24 protein-coding genes are annotated in these 20,810 nt (G+C 36.7%); 13 read left to right on the forward strand and 11 right to left on the reverse strand.

Annotation, left to right across the window (positions count from 1 at the left end; translation table 11 throughout):
* Positions 1 to 89: 89 nt before the first annotated feature.
* Positions 90 to 653 carry a GNAT family N-acetyltransferase gene (locus MKX31_RS26325; protein ID WP_064476300.1) on the reverse strand — a complete coding sequence of 188 codons (564 nt, stop codon included), beginning with the start codon at positions 651 to 653 and terminating at the stop codon, positions 90 to 92.
* A 256-nt stretch (positions 654 to 909) separates the two neighbouring features.
* Here MKX31_RS26325 and MKX31_RS26330 point away from each other — a divergent pair, with 256 nt between their 5' ends.
* The 3 genes from MKX31_RS26330 (at position 910) to MKX31_RS26340 (ending at position 1,731) form a co-directional block, all read left to right on the forward strand.
* The gene (locus MKX31_RS26330; protein ID WP_064476301.1) at positions 910 to 1,098 is read left to right on the forward strand and encodes a hypothetical protein; all 189 of its coding nucleotides are present in this window, start codon (positions 910 to 912) and stop codon (positions 1,096 to 1,098) included.
* 66 nt (positions 1,099 to 1,164) lie between these two features.
* Positions 1,165 to 1,272, forward strand: a complete 108-nt coding sequence (locus MKX31_RS26335; protein WP_081257367.1) for a methyltransferase — start codon at positions 1,165 to 1,167, stop codon at positions 1,270 to 1,272.
* Between the two features lie 105 nt (positions 1,273 to 1,377).
* A complete protein-coding gene (locus MKX31_RS26340; RefSeq protein ID WP_098101656.1) occupies positions 1,378 to 1,731 on the forward strand; it encodes a YxeA family protein in 354 nt (117 codons plus the stop codon).
* Positions 1,732 to 1,758: 27 nt separating this feature from the next.
* On the opposite strand, the gene MKX31_RS26345 is transcribed toward MKX31_RS26340, so the two are convergent.
* The gene (locus tag MKX31_RS26345; RefSeq protein WP_098111116.1) at positions 1,759 to 2,220 is read right to left on the reverse strand and encodes a DUF523 domain-containing protein; all 462 of its coding nucleotides are present in this window, start codon (positions 2,218 to 2,220) and stop codon (positions 1,759 to 1,761) included.
* Between the two features lie 77 nt (positions 2,221 to 2,297).
* Here MKX31_RS26345 and MKX31_RS26350 point away from each other — a divergent pair, with 77 nt between their 5' ends.
* Positions 2,298 to 3,179, forward strand: a complete 882-nt coding sequence (locus MKX31_RS26350; RefSeq protein ID WP_149173740.1) for a helix-turn-helix domain-containing protein — start codon at positions 2,298 to 2,300, stop codon at positions 3,177 to 3,179.
* A 17-nt stretch (positions 3,180 to 3,196) separates the two neighbouring features.
* Here the strand turns inward: MKX31_RS26350 and MKX31_RS26355 are convergent, their stop codons facing one another.
* The 3 genes from MKX31_RS26355 to MKX31_RS26365 form a co-directional block, all read right to left on the reverse strand.
* The gene (locus MKX31_RS26355; RefSeq protein ID WP_064476305.1) at positions 3,197 to 4,444 is read right to left on the reverse strand and encodes an MFS transporter; all 1,248 of its coding nucleotides are present in this window, start codon (positions 4,442 to 4,444) and stop codon (positions 3,197 to 3,199) included.
* 175 nt (positions 4,445 to 4,619) lie between these two features.
* Positions 4,620 to 5,096, reverse strand: coding sequence for a GyrI-like domain-containing protein (locus MKX31_RS26360; protein WP_149173739.1), 477 nt, complete (start codon positions 5,094 to 5,096; stop codon positions 4,620 to 4,622).
* 125 nt (positions 5,097 to 5,221) lie between these two features.
* The gene (locus MKX31_RS26365; protein ID WP_000829782.1) at positions 5,222 to 6,211 is read right to left on the reverse strand and encodes an NAD(P)/FAD-dependent oxidoreductase; all 990 of its coding nucleotides are present in this window, start codon (positions 6,209 to 6,211) and stop codon (positions 5,222 to 5,224) included.
* Between the two features lie 462 nt (positions 6,212 to 6,673).
* Between MKX31_RS26365 and MKX31_RS26370 the strand changes: the two genes are divergently transcribed.
* From MKX31_RS26370 to pepA, 5 genes are all read left to right on the forward strand, one after another.
* Complete coding sequence (locus tag MKX31_RS26370) at positions 6,674 to 7,882, forward strand: NAD(P)/FAD-dependent oxidoreductase (protein ID WP_142289306.1); 1,209 nt, start codon at positions 6,674 to 6,676, stop codon at positions 7,880 to 7,882.
* Positions 7,883 to 8,005: 123 nt separating this feature from the next.
* On the forward strand, positions 8,006 to 8,512 hold the full coding sequence (locus MKX31_RS26375) for an NUDIX hydrolase (RefSeq protein WP_064476308.1): 507 nt from the start codon (positions 8,006 to 8,008) through the stop codon (positions 8,510 to 8,512).
* The gene (locus MKX31_RS26380; RefSeq protein ID WP_000027007.1) at positions 8,509 to 8,826 is read left to right on the forward strand and encodes a YuiB family protein; all 318 of its coding nucleotides are present in this window, start codon (positions 8,509 to 8,511) and stop codon (positions 8,824 to 8,826) included. Before MKX31_RS26375 ends, MKX31_RS26380 begins: the two co-directional genes overlap by 4 nt.
* An 86-nt stretch (positions 8,827 to 8,912) precedes the next feature.
* Positions 8,913 to 9,539 carry a 3D domain-containing protein gene (locus tag MKX31_RS26385; protein ID WP_000920109.1) on the forward strand — a complete coding sequence of 209 codons (627 nt, stop codon included), beginning with the start codon at positions 8,913 to 8,915 and terminating at the stop codon, positions 9,537 to 9,539.
* A gap of 146 nt (positions 9,540 to 9,685) precedes the next feature.
* Positions 9,686 to 11,170, forward strand: a complete 1,485-nt coding sequence (gene pepA, locus MKX31_RS26390) for a cytosol aminopeptidase (protein ID WP_064476309.1) — start codon at positions 9,686 to 9,688, stop codon at positions 11,168 to 11,170.
* Between the two features lie 130 nt (positions 11,171 to 11,300).
* Here pepA and cdaS read toward each other — a convergent pair whose 3' ends face one another.
* Positions 11,301 to 11,906 (reverse strand): sporulation-specific diadenylate cyclase CdaS, encoded by a 606-nt coding sequence (gene cdaS, locus MKX31_RS26395; RefSeq protein WP_001158734.1) that lies wholly within the window; start codon positions 11,904 to 11,906, stop codon positions 11,301 to 11,303.
* A gap of 143 nt (positions 11,907 to 12,049) precedes the next feature.
* Between cdaS and MKX31_RS26400 the strand changes: the two genes are divergently transcribed.
* Positions 12,050 to 13,774, forward strand: coding sequence for a phospho-sugar mutase (locus tag MKX31_RS26400; RefSeq protein ID WP_064476310.1), 1,725 nt, complete (start codon positions 12,050 to 12,052; stop codon positions 13,772 to 13,774).
* A gap of 108 nt (positions 13,775 to 13,882) precedes the next feature.
* Positions 13,883 to 14,770 (forward strand): UTP--glucose-1-phosphate uridylyltransferase GalU, encoded by an 888-nt coding sequence (gene galU, locus MKX31_RS26405; RefSeq protein ID WP_000832650.1) that lies wholly within the window; start codon positions 13,883 to 13,885, stop codon positions 14,768 to 14,770.
* 105 nt (positions 14,771 to 14,875) lie between these two features.
* On the opposite strand, the gene MKX31_RS26410 is transcribed toward galU, so the two are convergent.
* From MKX31_RS26410 to MKX31_RS26420, 3 genes are all read right to left on the reverse strand, one after another.
* Positions 14,876 to 15,712 carry a hypothetical protein gene (locus tag MKX31_RS26410; protein ID WP_340981701.1) on the reverse strand — a complete coding sequence of 279 codons (837 nt, stop codon included), beginning with the start codon at positions 15,710 to 15,712 and terminating at the stop codon, positions 14,876 to 14,878.
* Positions 15,713 to 15,860: 148 nt separating this feature from the next.
* Positions 15,861 to 16,454 carry a biotin transporter BioY gene (locus MKX31_RS26415; RefSeq protein ID WP_001252151.1) on the reverse strand — a complete coding sequence of 198 codons (594 nt, stop codon included), beginning with the start codon at positions 16,452 to 16,454 and terminating at the stop codon, positions 15,861 to 15,863.
* Between the two features lie 50 nt (positions 16,455 to 16,504).
* On the reverse strand, positions 16,505 to 17,248 hold the full coding sequence (locus MKX31_RS26420) for a DUF3298 and DUF4163 domain-containing protein (RefSeq protein WP_064476312.1): 744 nt from the start codon (positions 17,246 to 17,248) through the stop codon (positions 16,505 to 16,507).
* A gap of 95 nt (positions 17,249 to 17,343) precedes the next feature.
* Here MKX31_RS26420 and MKX31_RS26425 point away from each other — a divergent pair, with 95 nt between their 5' ends.
* Positions 17,344 to 17,727: a hotdog fold thioesterase gene (locus tag MKX31_RS26425; protein ID WP_000520763.1), complete on the forward strand. Its 384-nt coding sequence runs from the start codon at positions 17,344 to 17,346 to the stop codon at positions 17,725 to 17,727.
* Positions 17,728 to 17,765: 38 nt separating this feature from the next.
* On the opposite strand, the gene MKX31_RS26430 is transcribed toward MKX31_RS26425, so the two are convergent.
* Together MKX31_RS26430 and MKX31_RS26435 are read right to left on the reverse strand one after the other, a co-directional pair.
* Positions 17,766 to 19,142 carry a glycine--tRNA ligase gene (locus MKX31_RS26430; RefSeq protein WP_060488162.1) on the reverse strand — a complete coding sequence of 459 codons (1,377 nt, stop codon included), beginning with the start codon at positions 19,140 to 19,142 and terminating at the stop codon, positions 17,766 to 17,768.
* Positions 19,143 to 19,486: 344 nt separating this feature from the next.
* Positions 19,487 to 20,200, reverse strand: coding sequence for a DNA alkylation repair protein (locus MKX31_RS26435; RefSeq protein ID WP_064476313.1), 714 nt, complete (start codon positions 20,198 to 20,200; stop codon positions 19,487 to 19,489).
* A 118-nt stretch (positions 20,201 to 20,318) separates the two neighbouring features.
* Between MKX31_RS26435 and MKX31_RS26440 the strand changes: the two genes are divergently transcribed.
* Positions 20,319 to 20,786: a hypothetical protein gene (locus tag MKX31_RS26440; protein WP_064476314.1), complete on the forward strand. Its 468-nt coding sequence runs from the start codon at positions 20,319 to 20,321 to the stop codon at positions 20,784 to 20,786.
* The last annotated feature ends 24 nt before the right edge of the window (positions 20,787 to 20,810 follow it).

A 20,810-nucleotide genomic window follows, 5' to 3' on the forward strand; every position in this document is an offset into this window, starting at 1 on the left:
GTCTTTTCTTTTGTCGTAAAAAATCAAAAACGTCGCCTTCCCAATTTAGAAACCGACTTTAAGATATGTTGCACAACGAATGTTAAAATCTAATTTATTTTTGCATAGATGCAAGTATCAGTTAGTTGTTTGCCGTCAGCTGAAAGATCTTCATTACGTAATGTCCCTTCAAGCTCAAAACCTAGTTTTTCAGGGATTGCACGACTTTTCGTATTATTACGTTCACATCGTATTTCAATCCTTCTAAATTTGAATAACTGAAATCCAAAGTTTATTAACGCACTTACTACTTCTGTCATATATCCATTACCACTAAATTGCGTGTTAATCCAGTATCCAATTTCACATTTAGAAACCTTCCAATCGATTTCGTGAAGGCTAGCCGTTCCAATAAAATCATTCGTCTCCTTATGGTAGATAAGATAGCGAAAGCTTTCTCTTTTCAAAAAATCTATATGCGCATTTCTCAGGAGAATTTCGGTTTCTTCAACAGTAGGAATTGACTGGAATAAAAGTAGCCATTGCTTTAATTCACGAATGGAATCTTTAATAGCTTCGTGTACGATATTCCCTTCACCAGCTTGAAGTGGTGCCCGAAGAATGAGTCTGTCTGTTTCTATTTGTAACGGAACATCCAATAAAATAGGGTTCATAGTATTTCTCTCCTCGAAAACTTTAAATTAGGACATATAAAAACTTTCGCTCGAAAGCTAGAAAACAATAAGTATATATTCAATTCATCATTTAGAAATCCCTTTTCATATATTGAAGACGAAACTGCCAGTTGGTACAAAAAAATAGCTGCTAAAGTAGCTTTAAGTTGTTCAACTTATGCATTATTATTTATTTGAGCTTCTTTTAAAGTTCTCTTTGTTTGAGTTATATTTGAAGGGTAGAAAGAGGAGATATATGCTGGAAGATATTTTTGAATTTATATTGAAGTACGTTATAGGTTCTATTTTTAGAGTTATAAGATACCTTGTGATAGATATTATAATAGAATGCATAATAGAAGGTGTAATAAACGGTATAAGGAAATTACGTGATAAAATCTGTGATAAGTGGCGAAACTGGCGTGAAAGACGTTATTGGCGGTAATAGGTACATAAAAAATTGGCAGTAAAGAGATAGAGGATAAAATGCCTTAAGGGGGATGATTAATTCATTTCCCTTAAGGCTTTTTATAACGAAGTAGTAGCAACTCATCCAAGTTTAGAATCCGTACTCAGTCCAATTGGTGACGGAATGACGGTTTCTAAAGTGAAGAAATAATGATTATCTTACAAAAGTGTAATGTTCATGTCATGTTTTTGAATTTCTTCTTTAAAGCTTAGGCTTTAAGATAACAATATAAGAAAAACACATGAGGTGAAGGAAATGAAAAGATATATTGCACTTTTTAGTATTTTAGTTGTATTTGCAAGCCTATTAGTTGGTTGTGATTTAAATCGTATGGGTAAAGACGAGTATTACGTTCAAATTACAGTAGATGGAAAAGAGTATAATGGTAAATCTGATAATGGTGAGCCGTATAAAAATTACGAATATAAACTAAATGGTTTTGATAAAGACGGGAAAGAAAAAGAATTAGAATTTAATGCACAAAAAAATCTTCGTAAAGAAGCATTCTTACGTGTATATCACTCAGATAAAAAAGGTGTATCAGCTTGGGAAGAAGTAAAGAAAGATGAGCTTCCTGCGAAAGTGAAAGAAAAATTAGGTGCAAAATAAGAAAGAAAAAGGAATTGACGAACAGGGTCAATTCCTTTTTATATTCTCGAAATCCTCTTCTGAAATGACTTTCAATCCATGTCTTTTGAATAAAGCAGTTGTTACCCCGTAACCAGTTTGTTTATTCCCGTTAAATTCTCCAGTGTAAATCGTAGAACTACCACAAGATGGACTGCGTTCCTTTAAAATAATATATTCTGGATGTAAATCTTTCATTTGTTCTAGAGCTTTATAAGCACCGCTCACGAAAGCTTCTGTAACATCTTCACCGTCTTTTGTCATCACTTTCGCTTTCCCATCTAAAACATCATCGCCATTCCCGCCAATAATTTCAGCTGAAGGACGAGGCGTTGGTAATCCTCCTAATACTTCAGGACAAATGAGGACTGTATCTTCTTGCTGAAGTAGCTCCTCTATTTTTGAAACGAGATTGTCATTTCCATCATACCGACAAGCGATACCACCTAAACAAGCGCTAATTACGATCATATTGTCACCTCCAAAAAAATTTAAAATATCACGCCAATTTTGCTTCCTGACTCTTACCTATAAATGAGGTGATAAAAATGGGAAGCTTATATAATTTAATGAAACCATATAGTGAATTTCGAAGTAAAGAAGAGTTTAATACATATCAAAGACAAATTTTGAAGTGCTATCGATTTGAATTAAATAAAACGGATACTACCATCATTCATTTTTTAGGAAAGTATGCGGTGAATGAGAAACAGAAAACAGTGGGAGTTGCTTGTCCGTTAATGGAGACGATTGCTACAAAAGTTGGAAAGAGCATTCGTACAGTACGCCGCTCAATTGCAAAGTTAGAGGAACTAGGAATTATAAAGCGTGTTGCGACAAAAGAAAGACATAAGCGCGGCGGATATAGTGCGAACTTATATGTATTTCTTACATCTGCAATTGACCGCATGGATGACCGTATGAAACTGTCCGCATGTGAAAGTGAGGATCGTGTAGATGGCTGTAGTAAAAATGAGCAAAAAAGTGAAGGGGAAACAATTATTTTTAAAAACATTCCACAAATAAAAGAGAATAGAAAAGAAACGTACGAACTTGATGAGACGTATTGCCGTCACGATATACCGAAGCCTTTTATATACGCACTTGTGCCAATGACGCGTAATCCGAAAAAGATTAATATATTTTGGAGTAAGGTGGAACTTGCATATAAAAAGAGCGGGTTACTAGAGCAAGGTGTTTTACTGGAGCAAATATTAGCTGATGAAGAAGTGTATGGAAATTTCATTTGGCGAGTAAAGAGTGTTGTGAGAGCGTATAAATACGGGGAAATCCGTAAAAATGTTAAGGCGCTCTTATATAGTACAGTGCGGGATCTATTTTTAGAGGTTGGACTAGAATGGGGAGCAGCTGTGAGAAGAAGTAAGGGGATACTGTTATTTGATCCGTTTAAAAAGGAGCCATGCGTATAACACATGACTCCAAGTAGTTAATCAAACTTTCTTACAACTGGAACACGAATCGCTACAAAGAGTACGAAGACGATAACGGCGATTGCACCGCTTTTCATAACGGTTACGATTGGAAGTCCTATTGCAAGTGCGATTGATGTGAATGCATAAGAAAGCGGGATAAAGCCCATTGATGAGAGCATAAGTAAACTCATTACGCGTCCCATCATTTCTTCTTTTACTGTCGATTGAATCATCGCCATAAGCGGAACGATAGCCATTGCAATTGTAATACCGTAAAACATGCCAGCTAATAATGCTTGCCAAAGTACGGTGCTAAAGTTGATTGATAAGAAGAATACACCAGACAGTAGCATCATGATAATACAAAATAGACCGCGTCTACGATTAATATTTTTTAAACCGACAATGACAGCGCCTATTGCCATTCCGCCTCCTACAGATGCTTCTAAGTAACTGAACTGAAGCGAGTCACCGTGCAGAACATTTTTAACGAAAAGCGGGAAACCAACTTGCATCGGACCGATTAAAAATAAGTTTAAAAAGGCGCTACAAAGAAGGAAAGTTGAAAGGAATGGTGATTCCTTTACATATAAAATTCCTTCTTTAATAGAAGTGAACATGCCTTTGTCTGTATTTTGCTGTTCTGGCATCGTAAATTGTATTTTTTGAACGAGTATGGCTGCGACAATTAGTAATAAAATCGTGATCGAAAAGATCGTCTCATAGTTCGTAAATTTGATAAGAATTCCGCCCAGTACAGGGCCTAAGATGACCGATGCTTGATTTGACATTTGTGTAAGTGAGTTTGCTTGTGTTAAACGGCTTTTTTCTACAAGTTCAGGCAAGATAGATCCATCAGCTGACCAGAAAAAAGCATCAGCAAGCCCAAAGAATAAAGCGAATAAAGCAAATGTATATAGTGTTACATCACCTACGATGAACCATGTAAGGATGGTTGCGACAAGAATAGCACGAATAATATTAGAGTAAAACATAATGTTTTTTTTCGGGAATTTATCAGCTACAGCACCGCCGATAATCATAAAAATAAGCCTTGGAACACTAAGAGCTACGAAAACAACACCGAGTGAAGCCTCAAGGTTTAATGTTTTTGCTATGTACCAGGTTTGTGAAAAAGTAAAAAAGGCTAGGGCAAAACTTGAAAAGAGTGTAGCTGCCCAAAGGAAAAGGAAATTTGTATTTTTTAATAACGGTTTCGCATTTTCTTTTAAAGCAGATTTATTTTGTTGTAGTTCCTCCATATTGCTTCCTTTCTATGTGACAAATTTAAACTAAAAAACCTATTAACAATCGTTTTATACAGTTTCTAATATTTCTATACTGCACTTTCTCATTGTAGACAATAATGTTGGGTTTGCACAGTGGCTATTTAACGACAAAAAAGAAGATACCATTTGGTATCTTCTTTTTTGTCGTTCAGGCTAATGCAATATAAATATCTAATTGTACGTTGGTTGGATCTGTTGCTTTTTCATCATAAAGCTCAAAGTCTGTTGTAAAAGCACGTTTGTTTTCTTTCGACCATTGCCAAATATATTCCCAAGCCTCACAAACGACTTCAGCAACTGGTCCTTTTCTCGTTGTAAATACCGCATATGTAGCGGCAGGTATTGTTAAAGTTGTCATATTTTCAGGAACGTCTTCTAATGAAGAAACGGGCATACCGATCGTAAATTGATATGTACCAGTTTCATCCGATTCGTAATTTGAATAGAAAGCGAATGTTTCTTTCGTTTGTTGATTTGGGATGTGATGCATCATTTGTTCTTGGAAGTATCGGTTCCAAAGCTGTGGGATTTTTCCTTCAGTAGATGCTTCTTTTTCGTTTGTCGTCGTAATCGAAACGCCGATTGCTTGGAAATCTTCTTTTTTTACGATCTTAGGTTCTTTCATTTTAAAATATCCCCCTTATCAAATAGAACGTTTGTTCTTGTTTATTGTAACATATTTTGGAAGGATACGGTAGCACAATAATAAAAGAACTCCTTCACGTAAAAGGAGTTCTTTTCATTTCTATATTAAAACATACTTGAGCTGTGCATCGGTTGAAGTTTTGCGTTTGGATCGAAGTAAGCTTTTGCATTGTTTACTGCTGTTGGTGCTTCACCAAAGCCGCAAGCAATGAGTTTTACTTTTCCTTCATATGTACAAATGTCACCAGCAGCGTAAATGCCAGGAATATTCGTTTCCATTTTTGAGTTCACGAGAATGCTGTTTTTTTGTATATCTAAGCCCCAGTTTTTAATTGGACCAAGAGAGGAAACGAAGCCGTAGTTTACAATTACATCATCCACATCGATGATAATTTTTTCTTCCGTTTTTACGTGTTGAAGAACGACTTGTTCAATATTGTCATCACCAATGAGTTCAACTGGAACGTACGGTGTGCTTACTTCCGCACGGGAATTCATTAAGCTTTCTACGCTATGCTCATGCGCACGGAATTTATCACGGCGATGAACGATTGTAACTTTGTCAGCAATTGGCTCTAACATCATTGTCCAATCAACCGCTGAGTCGCCGCCACCAAATACTACGACGCGCTTACCAGCAAATTTATTCATATCATCAACAAAATAATGTAAGTTTTTCTTTTCGTACTTTGCTGTACCTTCTAATTCTAAGCGGCGTGGCTGGAAAGCACCATTGCCAGCAGTAATAATAACTGATTTAGAATAGTGAGTTTGCTTATTCGTAACAAGTTTAAATATACCGTCAGCTTGTTTCTCAAGCGTATCAACAGCTTCTTCTAAACAAACGGTTGGGTCAAATTTCTTCATTTGCTCTTTTAAGTTATCAACTAATTCTTGTGCACGCACTTTCGGGAATCCAGCTACATCATAAATGTATTTTTCAGGGTAGAGTGCGGATAATTGTCCTCCAAGTTGAGGTAAGCTTTCAATGATTTTTACACTTGCTTGTCTCATGCCGCCATAAAATGCTGTGAACAGTCCTGTTGGACCACCACCAATAATTGTTATGTCGTAAACTTTTTGATTTTCTGCCACTTTCATGCCCCCTATAGATGGAATTTTGATATTGATTTCATATATTGTTCATATGTACAAGAAAATCCTGCAAATGATGACACTTTCAAATAAATGATAGCATATTTGAGTTCATAATACTTCCGAAAACGACTGAATTGTGTGTAAGTTTTCGCATAGATGCTTTTTTAATTGTATAAAATATGGTGAAAGGAAAATACATGAAAAAAAGGTTGAAAAACCCTTGAAAACGCTATGTTATTTTAAAATATTGATAATTCGCCAGACGCTTGAATTCTGGAATAAAACCGACTAATATAGGGAAGTATTATGTTAAATTTCTATGACAAAAATCGTACGATTTTTTGACTGCGTTTTGTTATGATATAGAATGTGATAAATTCCACATTCTTGACAAATAGAGTTTTTAGTACTTGGTATTATTTTTCATTACTATTATATAAAGAAAAGGGTTGTGATTTGGTGAAGACTCCAAAAATCGTAGTTTTAGGTGCAGGTTATGGCGGGATGATTACGACTGTTCGTCTGCAAAAAGCATTATCTGTAAATGAAGCTGAAATTACGTTAGTAAACAACAACAGCTATCACTACCAAGCGACTTGGTTACACGAGAGCGCAGCTGGTACATTACAAGATGAAAAAATCTGTCTAGATATTCAAGACGTTATTGATACAAATAAAGTAAACTTTGTACAAGATACAGTAGTAGAAATTAAAGCTGCTGAAAAACGCATTATCTTAAAAGACGGCGAGTTAGAGTATGACTACTTAGTAATCGGTCTTGGTTTCGAATCAGAAACATTCGGAATTACAGGATTAAAAGAGCATGCATTCTCAATCGCTAACATTAATGCAACTCGTCAAATTCGTGAGCATATGGAAGCTAGTTTCGCTAAATATGCAGCTGAACAACGCGATGAGTTAGTAACAATCGTTGTTGGTGGTGCTGGATTTACTGGTATCGAGTACGTAGGTGAGCTTGCAAACCGTGTTCCAGAACTTTGCAAAGAGTACAATGTACCACGTGAAAAAGCACGTATCATCTGTGTAGAGGCTGCTCCAACAGCACTTCCAGGTTTCGATCCAGCATTAGTAGAATATGCTGTAAAACAACTTGAGAAAAAAGGCGTAGAATTCCGCATCGGTACAGCAATTAAAGAAGCAACTGAAGAAGGTATTATCGTTGCAAACGGTGATGATACTGAATTACTTAAGTCTGAAACAGTAGTTTGGGCTGCGGGTGTTCGTGGTAACGGTATTGTAGAAGAGTCTGGCTTTGAAGCAATGCGCGGACGTGTAAAAGTTGATGAGTACATGCACGCTCCAGGATACGAAGATGTATTCATGGTTGGTGACGCAGCGTTAATCATTAACGAAGAAATTAATCGTCCATACCCACCAACGGCACAAATCGCAATTCAAGAAGGTTACAACATTGCACACAACTTAACTGTGTTAGTTCGTGGTAAAGGCGAAATGAAAAAATTCGCATTCGACAATAAAGGATCTGTATGTTCTTTAGGTCATGACGATGCAATGGGCGTTGTTATGGGCAAAAAGTTAACAGGTTGGAAAGCTTCTTTCATGAAGAAAGTTATCGATAACCGTTACCTATTCTTATTAGGTGGACCTTTATTAGTTCTTAAAAAAGGTAAATTAAAGTTCTTTTAATATATAGTAGAAAAAGCAGAAACGGCTAAGAGCTGTTTCTGCTTTTTTCATTTAAAAAATATAGTATAATATATAAAAAAGAAAGAATATTCTGTCCGTTCTAGTAGAGGAGGGTATTACATCATGGAGAAGCGAGGGAAAGTGTGGTTAGCTGTTAGTGGTTTAGTTGCTACAAAAGATGGCAGGTGGCTGTTCGTTAAGAAAAAATACAGTGGATTAAAGGGGAAATGGTCTTTACCGGCTGGTTTTGTAAATGAAGGTGAGACGGTTGATGAAGCTGTGAAACGTGAAGTGTTAGAAGAGACAGGTATCGTCGCTCATGTGAAGGGGATCATTGGTGTTCGATCGGGCGTGATTCGCAATGAGATTAGTGATAATATGATTATTTTCCTTTTGGAGCCTGAAGGAGAAAACATTATTGTACAGGAGAAGGAATTGTCTGAAGTAGCATTTTTACATCCAGATACGATTGCGGACGATCCAAATACGTCTGTACTTATCAAATATTTGTTTGAAGGAAGATCAGAACCACATCTTGAGATGAACAAAACATTAGATCCAGGAGAGCAATTTGGTTATACAGCTTATCACGTATTTACGGCGCAGACGAAGGAGAGGGAGAAAGAGTGAGTATACCGGTACTACTTATTTCAATGATGTTATTTTTCATTTTATTTTTTGGAATTGGATTTTTACTCAACATGATATTGCGAGCGACATGGGTAATGGTTATTGTGTATCCGATTGTTTGTATACTTATTATTAATAAGGCGAGTGTGTGGGATTATTTTTCAAAGCCGAAAGAAACATTCTCTTCATTTGGGACAAGTGTATCGCATTTAGGGCAGGCAGATGTGTTTATTCTATCTACTGGATTAGTAGGTGCTGCCTTAGCCGGAATTGTCATTAAGAAACTTCGGAAAAGCGGATATCAAATGTTTTAATCTCCAATTCATTTGGGGATTATTTTTTTGCATATTCCTTCATCGTATAGGGAATGATTAACGATGAAGGAGTGTGGAATATAAAAATGTTAAAACGATATTGTATTCGCATTATGATGACTTGTTTACTTGTATCCGCATTATGCGTAACATGGAATGCTTTCACAGGAGTTTCTTTATTAGAGATTGTAAAGAAATATGAGGGAACGAGTGCAAAAGAAGTACATGCAGCAGAAGTTAAGAGAAATGTTGCTCCGAGTAAAGAAGTGATAAATGCTTTAGAGCAGGCAAACGACTGGTCTAAATATCGTTCAATTGAAATGACTGCAACAGGTTATACGTCGGGAATTGAATCAACTGGTAAGAGACCGGGACATCCGGAGTATGGTATTACATATTCAGGAGTTAAGGTGAAAAGGGATTTATATTCCACAATAGCTGCGGACTTACGCGTATTCCCAATTGGAACGATTCTATTCGTACCAGGTTATGGGTACGGTGTAGTAGCTGATAAGGGCGGTGCAATAAAAGGAAACCGTCTTGATCTATATTATGATACGGTGAAAGATGTTTATAGCCAATGGGGTAAGAAAAAAGTAAATGTGTATGTAGTGAAAGTCGGAAATGGTAAGTTTTCAGAAGAAGAGTTAACGATGTTAAATCAAGACGAAACGATGCAAGTGTTTCGCGGTCAATATTTAAAACAAAGATAGTCTAGTGGGAAGTACGCTAGACTTTTTTATTTTATAAATAGAAGAAATATGGATTATATAGGATGTAACAGAAGTTAGAATTGTCGCATTTTATCGAAAATAAAGTTATAATAAAGGCAGAGTAGAGAAATTTAGGGGGTCTGAACATGTTTCAAGTACAAAAAGAATTAGCAAGCCATGAAGCGGTAATCGTTGCCTTATTTGAAGAAGAGAAAACGAGTAGTTTTGTACAAGAACTGGACAAAGCTTTTGAAGGACAATTACAAGTTTTATTAGAAGAGAAAGAACTTTCTACTAAGAAGAAAGCTATTTCAAAAGTACATAGTTTAGGAAAAACAAATGTGAAACGTTATTATTTCGTTGGTTTAGGTAAGAAAGTGTCTTACACGACAGAAACGTTGCGTTCTGCTCTTGGTAAGGCGTTTAAAACGTTACAAGCAGCGAAAGTACAAGATGCAGCAATCTTGCTTGATTCTTTCGTAACAGAGAAATTGGATGCGATTGATGTAGCTCATATTGCAGCAGAAGTACAAGGTCTTGGTACATATGAGTTACAAACGTATAAATCAGATAAAAAGGATCGTGTGGAACTAGAGAAGTTCACGGCTATTACAGCGGAAGATGCACAAGAAATTGAAGCTGCATTAACAGTTGGCTACGTACATGGACGTGCAACAAATTCAGCTCGTACACTTGTAAATATGCCACCAAACGTATTAACAGCAACAAAGCTTGCTGAGTATGCTGTTGAGTTAGCAGAAAAGTATGATATGGATTATAAAGTTCTTGAGAAAGAAGAGATGGAAGAGCTTGGTATGGGTGCGTTACTTGCAGTAAACCAAGGATCTACTGAGCCACCAAAAATGATCGCTCTTATTTATAAAGGAAAAGAAGAGTGGACAGATGTCATTGGATTCGTTGGAAAAGGGATTACATACGATACAGGTGGTTATTCTTTAAAACCACGTGAAGGCATGGTCGGTATGAAAGGTGATATGGGCGGTGCTGCGTCTGTATTAGGTGCGATGGAAATTATCGGTGAACTTCGCCCAGAGCAAAATGTGATTGCTGTTATTCCATCAACTGATAACGTTGTAAGTGGTACAGCATTTAAGCCAGACGATGTAATCACATCTATGAGCGGAAAAACAATTGAAGTATTAAATACAGATGCAGAGGGTCGCCTAGCGTTAGCTGACGGTATTACGTATGCGAAAAAACTAGGTGCAAACTATCTTATTGATGTTGCCACATTAACAGGTGGTGTAATTGTTGCACTTGGAAATCAGACGACAGGCGCAATGACAAACAATGAAGAGTTGTTTGAGCAAGTGCTAGAGGCGTCTATGGAAACAGATGAATCAATTTGGCAATTACCGATTTTTGATCGTGATAAAGAACGCGTTCGAAACAGTAAGTTTGCCGATTTAAATAACTCACCAGGCCGTGAAGGACATGCGGTTATGGCAGGTACATTCTTAGGTGAATTTGCTGAAGATACACCTTGGGTACACTTAGACATCGCGGGAACATCTGAAACGTCAGGAGCGCATGATTTAGGGCCAGCTGGAGCAACAGGTGCAATGGTACGTACACTTGCAACACTTGTTGAACGTTTCGGGGAAGAGTAAGATCCAATAGAAAAGGCTGTTCCAATATTTTGGAACAGCCTTTTTTATTGGTATGATTATTGTCATTTTTTTTCGGTAAGTCGATATAATTTCATTTCCTATTGTACTGTTCTATAGGAAAAGATGGATCCTATAAAGAAATCGTATATAACGTCCCATTTAAAGCGAATGAAGTGCGGCCTGTTTCTTCAGAGACAACTAAAATAAGTGCATCGCTTTTTTCTGATAAACCAATTGCAGCTCTGTGACGTGTTCCTAGCTCAGGATCAACTTCTGTGCTTTTCGTTAACGGAAGAATATTGGCAGCTGAAACAATATGATTATTTTTAACGAGAACGGCTCCGTCATGAAGAGGGTTACCTGGATAGAAAATGGATTCAAGTAACGGTGAGGTTAAATGAGCATGTAATGTTGTTCCAGTTTGAATGAGAGAGTCAAGCGGCTCGTTTCTTTCCACAACAATAAGAGCCCCGTGTTTTCGGGCACTTAAATGTTGGACAGTTGCTGTAATAGAATGTGAGCTTTCCGTATAAGGTGATAAATACGCTTGAATATAGTATGTAGCTGCCAATGTTTGTACGTTTGCTAACATATGATGAATATCTTCCATTTTGCACAAAATACATTCATCCTCTTTATCAATTGCTTGTCTCATAATGGATAATTCTTTCTCAGCAATTTCAATCATTTGCTTTGTTTGTATTTTGAGCTCTTCTGACAAGCCCCATTCTTGCATAATCCTCATTCCCTTTATTGGAGTATTTAACCATAGTGTATACAAATATTCCTAGTAAAATCCTGTTAGATTGTAAAAAATATTGAGATACAGGTTGTTTTTTTCATATAATAAAGGTAGGACAAGCGAGAGGAGATAGAAATATGAACTGGAAACAAGAATTTAGTCGCTGGCTTTCATATGCAGAGTTAGATGCAGAACTAAAAGAACAGTTAGAAAACATGAAGCAAGATGAGAAGAAAATTGAGGACAGCTTTTATAAAAATCTAGAATTCGGCACAGGTGGTATGCGTGGTGAACTTGGTGCTGGTACGAACCGTTTGAATGTATATACAGTTCGTAAAGCAACACAAGGATTAGCAAAGTTTATTGAAAAATTAGGTGAAGAAGCGAAAAAACGCGGTGTTGTTGTAGCGTACGATTCTCGTCATAAATCACCTGAATTTGCAATGGAAGTAGCTGCTACACTTGGTGCACACGGTATCACAACATATGTGTTTGAAAGCTTGCGTCCAACGCCAGTGCTTTCTTTCGCAGTTCGTCATTTACATACAGTAAGTGGAATCGTTCTTACGGCAAGCCATAATCCACCGGAATATAACGGTTATAAAGTATATGGTGAAGATGGTGGGCAGTTGCCGCCAAAAGAAGCTGATGAATTAATTAGCTATGTAAATGCAGTAGAGGATGAGTTAACAGTTGAGGTTGCTAATGTGGAGCAATTAAAAGCTGACGGTTTATTACATATTATTGGACAAGAAGTAGATGATGCATATGCAACAGAATTGAACAATGTCATCATTAATAAAGAAATGGTACAAAATGTTGGAAAAGACTTAAAAATCGTCTTTACACCATTACATGGAACATCAAATATTTCTGTACGCCGTGGTTTAGAAGAAGTTGGATTTAAAGATGTAACAGTTGTAAAAGAGCAAGAATTACCAGATCCGAACTTCTCTACAGTAAAATCACCGAACCCAGAAGAGCATGCAGCGTTTGAGTATGCAATTCGTGACGGTGAGAAGGTAGGCGCAGATGTGTTAATCGCAACGGATCCTGACGCAGACCGCCTAGGCGTTGCAGTTCGTAATCACGATGGTGAGTTCCAAGTATTAACGGGTAACCAAACAGGTGCATTAATGCTTGATTATTTATTATCTCAAAAGAAAGAAAACGGAACGCTTCCAGAGAACGGTGTTGTATTAAAAACAATCGTAACGTCTGAAATTGGCCGTACAATCGCGAAAGCATACGGTTTAGATACAGTTGATACGTTAACTGGATTTAAATTTATCGGTGAGAAAATTAAACAGTATGAAGAAAGCGGACAATACGAATTCCAATTCGGTTATGAGGAAAGCTATGGTTATTTAATCCGTCCATTCTGTCGTGATAAAGATGCAGTACAATCTGTTCTATTTGCATGTGAAGTAGCTGCATACTACAAATCACAAGGTAAAACGTTATACGATGGTTTATTAGAAGTATTTGAGAAGTACGGTTTCTTCCGTGAAGATCTTGTATCGCTAACGTTAAAAGGAAAAGATGGAGCGGAACAAATTCAAGAGATGATGGCAACATTCCGTGAAAATCCTCCGAAAGAAGTAGCGGGCTTAACAGTTGTGGCTGTTGAAGACTATAAAGCGAGCATCGTTACATCTTTACAAGATGGACATAAAGAAGAGATTCACTTACCGAAATCAAATGTGTTAAAATATCAATTAGAAGATGGTTCTTGGTTCTGCCTACGTCCATCTGGAACTGAACCGAAGATTAAGTTCTACTTCGGTGTTCAAGATAATTCTTTACAAAATAGTGAACAAAAGTTACTTACTATTAAAGAAGATATTATGAATCGTTTATAATATAAAGTAATTTTAAGTAGTAGGGAACAAAAGGGAGTGAAACCTCCCTTTTGTTCTATGTAAGGAAATAATCGTTATTGATTCTGACAGAAGAGAGGGTATTTTGTGATGAAAAGAGTAAGAAAAGCGATAATCCCAGCAGCTGGATTAGGAACACGTTTTTTACCAGCTACAAAAGCAATGCCAAAAGAAATGTTACCGATAGTAGATAAACCAACTATCCAATACATTGTAGAAGAAGCAATAAAATCAGGAATCGAAGATATTATTATCGTTACTGGTAAAACGAAGCGCTCTATTGAAGATCATTTTGATAATGCATTTGAGTTAGAGCAAAACTTATTAGAAAAGAAAAAGTATGAGTTACTTGAAAAAGTACAGGCTTCTTCAAAAATGGTAGATATTCACTATATCCGTCAAAAAGAACCAAAAGGATTAGGGCATGCAGTTTGGTGTGCACGTAAATTCATCGGTGATGAGCCATTCGCTGTTTTATTAGGTGATGATATCGTTCAAGCTGAAAAACCATGTTTACGTCAATTAATTGAAGAATATGATAAAACGCTTTCTTCTGTTATTGGTGTACAAACGGTTCCAGAAGATGAAACACACCGTTATGGAATTATCGACCCGTTAGAGCAGGAAGGACGTCGTTACCAAGTTCGCAATTTCGTTGAGAAACCAGCAGCAGGTACAGCACCTTCAAACTTAGCAATTATGGGACGTTACGTTTTAACACCTGAAATCTTCATGTTCTTAGAACAGCAACATGTTGGTGCTGGTGGTGAAATTCAGTTAACAGATGCAATCCAAAACTTAAACGAAATTCAACGTGTATTCGCTTACGATTTCGAAGGAAAGCGCTACGACGTAGGTGAAAAGTTAGGATTCGTTCAAACGACAATCGAAATGGCCCTGCAACACCCAGAATTACGTGATGAAATGGTTCCAATGATGCAGAAAATTTTAGAAGAACACACGAAGCAACAGTCTTAATATAGTGATATAATCCCCTGTTGGATGAGCGGTAAAGGAACGTATTTACTGCTTAATCTAAAGGGGATTTTTTTGAGAAAAAAAGACACTCTCAAGAGAGTGTCTTTACTTTTGATCAGTAGGCTTTAGCTCATCAGCTTTGGATTTTATTTCATCAGTAATAGCGATATTAATATTACCAGCTGCTTTTTTGTATTCCTGAATCAATGCATTAACGTTTTGATTAAATGAAATTAAGCTGCCACTTGGAGATTGGGCCTGTTCGTTAAGCGCAGTGATAATCCCATATATTTTTTTATATTCTTCATAGGTTTCTTTATATTTATTAGGCTGTTCTTTTGCAGCTTCAGAGACTAACTTTAAATCATTTCCCATATTGTTATAAAACGTATCAACGCTTGTAATCATTCCGTCAATTTCTGTTCTCTTAGAACTTAGTGCATTATTGAAGTCCTGTCTTTTATCTATTGAGCTTGACCATGTAGTTGAATACTCGGATAACACGTAAGATGCTGCATATTTAAAGGTGTTTATATTATTATAAAAAGATGCTGCGGCAATTAAGTAATTAGCTTCTTTTTTCTTTTGGGCTTGAAGAGCTTGATACTCCTCTTCCATATTTGTTACTTTTGTTATCGTAAAGAGAAGAACGATGACGGATATAACGGTTGTTAGAAATAGTATTAACGATGTTATTAAAGATTTTTTTGCTGGTAATTTTCGTACTTTCTTAATTAACCCAATAACAATAAAGATTAAAGCCGCGCATAAACTAACTATAGTAAGAATTAAAAAGAAAAATGCTAGGCCGTTTCCAAAGGTATATGACATTCCTAACTCGCTATTTCCATATAATTTGTAACCGATACTCATACCTAGTATGAAAAATAAAGATAGTACTCCGACACTTACTTTAATAAGTGTATTTTTTGATAGATTCACTGATTTTCCTCCAAAATATTGTTCTAATTAGATGTGCAAAATATCTAATTTGCTGAATTAGCATAACAAAAATCATTTTTAATATGTGTCGTATATTGTCGAAGAAACAAAAAAGAGTTATCTTAGCATAGTAAGATAACTCTTTTTATTATGAAATCGTCGAATGAGAATGCTGATAAGCGGAACGACGTACAGCATAGTATATGCGAGGTGCGATAATAGCACCGATAATGGTAAATGCAATATCTTTTACTGCGAACCACATCATAATCATCCAAGCAGCTTTATAACTCATATTACCACCCATGAAGAAATTGACTGCCCCGTACATATAAGTAGTACCGATAATATACGTTAAAATGATTCCTGTGAAAGAGGCAATTGCAAATGTACTGAATGTTGGTCGTTCTTTTTGTTCTACTAGTTTTCCTGATACGTAAGCAACGATAATAAATGCAATAATAAAACCACCAGTAGGATCTAAAAGTGCCCCGAATCCAGCTTTGAAGTTAGCGAAAATTGGTGCACCAGCTAAGCCAACGAGCATATACACAGTCATTGATAATGCACCAAGTCTACTTCCAAGAAGAAGCCCTGCTAAAATTGCGAAAAATGGTTGCATAGATAATGGGATGCCCGCTACTTGCAGGAATGGTGCCCAAGATACAATATTTGCACCAATGGCCATAAGAGCGACGAACATGGCAGCTAATGCTAAATCTAAAACATGAAATCTTCTCATAATGTTAACCTCCTGTTGTTTTTAGGTTAACATTATCGTAGCGAAAATATTTACTTGTTGTCAATCAAAATATTTTGATAAGAAGGCTTCAAATACTCTCTTAGCAACGTATACGGAATACGGAATTGAGGAATTCCGCTTGAATAAGGAGCAATCTCATATAAAGGGAAATAAATGACGAGGTTGTCCGGTTCTAAAAAGAAGTGAAACTTTTTCGTGCTCATGACCTTTTCAGTTGCATCGGGAAAATAAATGCCTTCATTTTGTTTAATTTGTCTTACGATCTCAGCGCGGATTACTTCTTTATATGTATCTTTTTGTTGAAATAAATCATCTAAGCGTAGTAACTTTTTTTCGTTTAAATCAAATGTGTTTGCCTTCCACGTATAAAGACCGTGTGCTCCGCCTGTATATTGATAGTAATTCAAATATAGGCTGAGAAACGGTGGTTTATTCAGGGAGACTTTATAATCAACATTCGCCACGTACGGATGAAATGGTGTACTAGATCCTTCTGTTTCTTTATAATATTTTTTTGCGTCTTTTTCTAATTTTGTTTTAAATTTATCGGTAGATTTTTTGTAATAGAAATTGAGCTTATTTTGAAATTTAGAATCGGAAAAATTGTGAAAAGAAGGTCTGTTAATTTGATATTCTATATAAGGTTTCTTACCTTTTTGTGTTACAGTCTGAACATCGATTGTCAAGTTGGATGCTTTGGCTGCTAGTGCACAATTTGGTACAATAGACAGCAAGGAGAACATAAGCAGTAATATACAAAATTTCTGTTTCATTTAGGTGAAACCTCCTTATATAAGTGTTATAAGTAGTTTGAAAATAAATAGGTAAAATTATACATTCAATTAAAGTAAGAGAAGGAGGAAACGATATGGGAAAAACTTTAATGGATTCACTTGGAATTGAGTTGTTAGAGATGACAGAAGATAAGGTGGTTGCTACGATGCCTGTTGATGAGCGTACGCATCAGCCGTTTGGTTTTTTACACGGCGGTGCATCTCTTGCATTAGCGGAAACAGTAGCAAGTGTTGGTTCATACAATTTAATTGATCAAGAGAAATGTATTTGTTTCGGTCTAGAAATTAATGCAAATCACATTCGCTCAAAGAAAGATGGAATTGTAACAGCGATCGGGACACCGATACATAGAGGACATTCAACGATGGTTTGGGATGTGCGTATTATTGATGAAAATGATGATTTACTATGCATATCAAGATGTACAGTAGCAATTAAAGAAAAACGTGAAAAGTAAAAAGAGGCGGCTCAATAGAGCGCCTCTTTTTCTTATAATTAGAACTGGATTTTCTTCTCTAAGAAACCTTTTAGTTCGCTAATTGGCATACGAACTTGTTCCATTGTGTCACGGTCACGTACTGTAACAGCTTTGTCTTCAACTGAGTCGAAGTCGTAAGTGATACAGAATGGTGTACCGATTTCGTCTTGACGACGGTAACGTTTACCGATAGAACCAGTTTCGTCAAAGTCTACCATGAAGTCTTTAGCTAGTTCTGCGAATACTTCAGTAGCACCTTCAGATAGCTTTTTAGATAATGGTAAGATAGCTGCTTTGTATGGTGCTAAAGCAGGGTGGAAACGAAGAACTGTACGAGAATCGTTTTCTAATTGCTCTTCTTCATATGCATCACATAAGAATGCTAATGTTACGCGGTCAGCACCTAAAGATGGCTCGATGCAGTACGGTACGTAACGCTCATTCGTTTGTGGATCGATATAGTTAAAGTCTTCATTAGAGTGTTCCATGTGACGTTTTAAATCGAAGTCTGTACGAGATGCAACGCCCCATAGTTCGCCCCAACCGAATGGGAATCTGAATTCAATATCAGTTGTTGCGTTACTGTAGTGAGATAATTCCTCTTCACCGTGGTCACGAAGACGCATGCTTTCTTCAGTCATACCAAGTGAAAGTAACCAGTTCTTACAAGTTTCACGCCAGAATGCGAACCACTCTAAATCTTCACCAGGCTTACAGAAGAATTCAAGTTCCATTTGTTCGAATTCACGTGTACGGAATGTGAAGTTACCAGGCGTGATTTCGTTACGGAAGCTCTTACCGATTTGGCCAATACCAAATGGAAGCTTTTTACGCATAGAGCGTTGTACGTTTTTGAAGTTTACGAAAATACCTTGTGCTGTTTCAGGACGAAGGAAGATTTCGTTCGTGCTAGACTCTGTAACACCTTGGAATGTTTTGAACATTAAGTTGAACTGACGGATTTCAGTGAATTCTTGGCTACCACAATCAGGACATTTTACTTCATGTTCTTTCATTAAATCAGCCATTTGGTCGAAAGTAAGACCATCAACAACCATTTCGATGCCTTTTGCATCTAATGCATCTTCAATTAATTTGTCGGCACGGTGACGCGCTTTACATTTTTTACAGTCGATCATTGGATCGTTGAAGTTACCAACGTGACCAGAAGCGATCCAAGTTTTTGGGTTCATTAAAATAGCTGCGTCTAAACCAACGTTATGTGGAGATTCTTGAATGAATTTTTTCCACCAAGCTTTTTTAACGTTATTTTTTAATTCGATTCCAAGTGGACCGTAATCCCAAGTGTTTGCAAGACCACCGTAAATTTCAGAACCAGGGAAAACAAAACCGCGATGTTTCGCTAAGTTTACAACTTGTTCCATTGAATACATAATAAAATCCTCCTTTTGAAAGTTAACGTATTGGCGATGACGTGCTCAGATACTAGTGAAACGAGCGGTATATGCTTTGAAAACATAAAAAAACGCTCATCCCAAGGCTTAATTGCCTAGGGACGAGCGTTTGCCCGCGGTTCCACCCTAGTTGATACACAACAGGTGCATCCACTTTATCACGTATTGCTCGGGACTGCCGTTTCCTTGCGGTTTCAGGCTTTCACTATCCCTGAATCGCTTTTGTGCAAGTACTTATAAGTCCGTCATCGCTACTTATATTAATAATAATGAACATATTCTAACACGTTCTTTTTTAAATCTCAATAGAGGAACGCGTCTATCTATGATAGAGTCTCGCCTATTTTTTCGTTATTTATTCCGTAATTTTGTTTAATGTGCTTAATTGCTTCACGTTTACTAAGCGAGGCAAGCTCGTTATTTTGCACGTATTCCCAAACGACATCGGGCTTCGTTTTTGCATATTCGCGAAGGACCCAGCCGATTGCTTTTTGAATGAAAAATTCTTTTGAAGAATGTAGTTGTCCAATAATCCAGAAAAGAAGTTCTTCATCCATCTTTTGTTTATATTTTAGCTGGAATAAAATAGCGGCGCGTTGTAACCATATGTTATCTGATGCAATCCATTTTGGAATATAGGCGGAAATTAATTCCGGATGTTTTAAAAAGATATTCCCTAAAAATGTAGGAACGATGCTATCGACAGAATCCCACCAAGATTTTGTTACAATGAGTTCTTCTAAAAACGGGATATGCGTTTCGTTTATATGCTTTTTATATTTTTGCATAATATCGAGTGCGGCCGCTTGAAATTCACGTTCTGGTAAATCCCAAAGCTCACGTACGATAACTTGGAAATCTTTTTGATCTGGGAGAGTATGTATTTGGATGACGTCTTTCAACAGTTGTCTTCTTTCAGGTGTTTGAATACCGAGAAATGGGAAGTGATTTTTCATATAACGTGCCATCGGTTCCGCTTTTTCAAGGTTTTTATGAGCTATGAAATGCTCTTGTAATGCTTGTACAAATGGATGCATAAGTGCGTTCTCCTTTCTTATTACCTTTCTCATACCATTATACAGAGAGTTTGGATAAATTTTAAAACATAACTTGTAAAGTAATGAAATATGTTGAAAGTAGAGAGGAGAGGATAAGATGGAAGATCAAGGCGTACTAGCAGGTTTCTTTGCTCTTAGTTTTGCGTTTATTCTTGTTATATTGATTTGGGCAATTATTGCGTATTTATTAACGGCTTTTGCACTGTATACGATGGCGAAAAATGATGGTGCAACGGATGGTGTTCTTGCGTTTATTCCTTTTTTAAATAGTAAGATATGGGGGGATTTAGCGAAAGACAAATTACCGGATTTCTTAAAAGAAGAAGCAGGATGGAAAGTATTCGGCATATATGTCGCGTGTTTCATTTTTAACTTCGTACCAATTCTATATTTATTAGCAACAGCTGTATCGATTGTGCTGTCTATTTATCTTATCTACGCAATTTTAGATAGATACGGAACGAATTCTATATTGTTTACGATTATTCATACAATCACATTTTCGGTTTTTTTACCGATTCACTTGTTCATTATTCGGAATGAGCCGGTAAGGTATAAAGAGTAGATATATGCGGGGAGCTGTTTCAAA

The sequence above is a fragment of the Bacillus sp. FSL M8-0063 genome (assembly GCF_038005545.1).
GTDB lineage: Bacteria > Bacillota > Bacilli > Bacillales > Bacillaceae_G > Bacillus_A > Bacillus_A wiedmannii.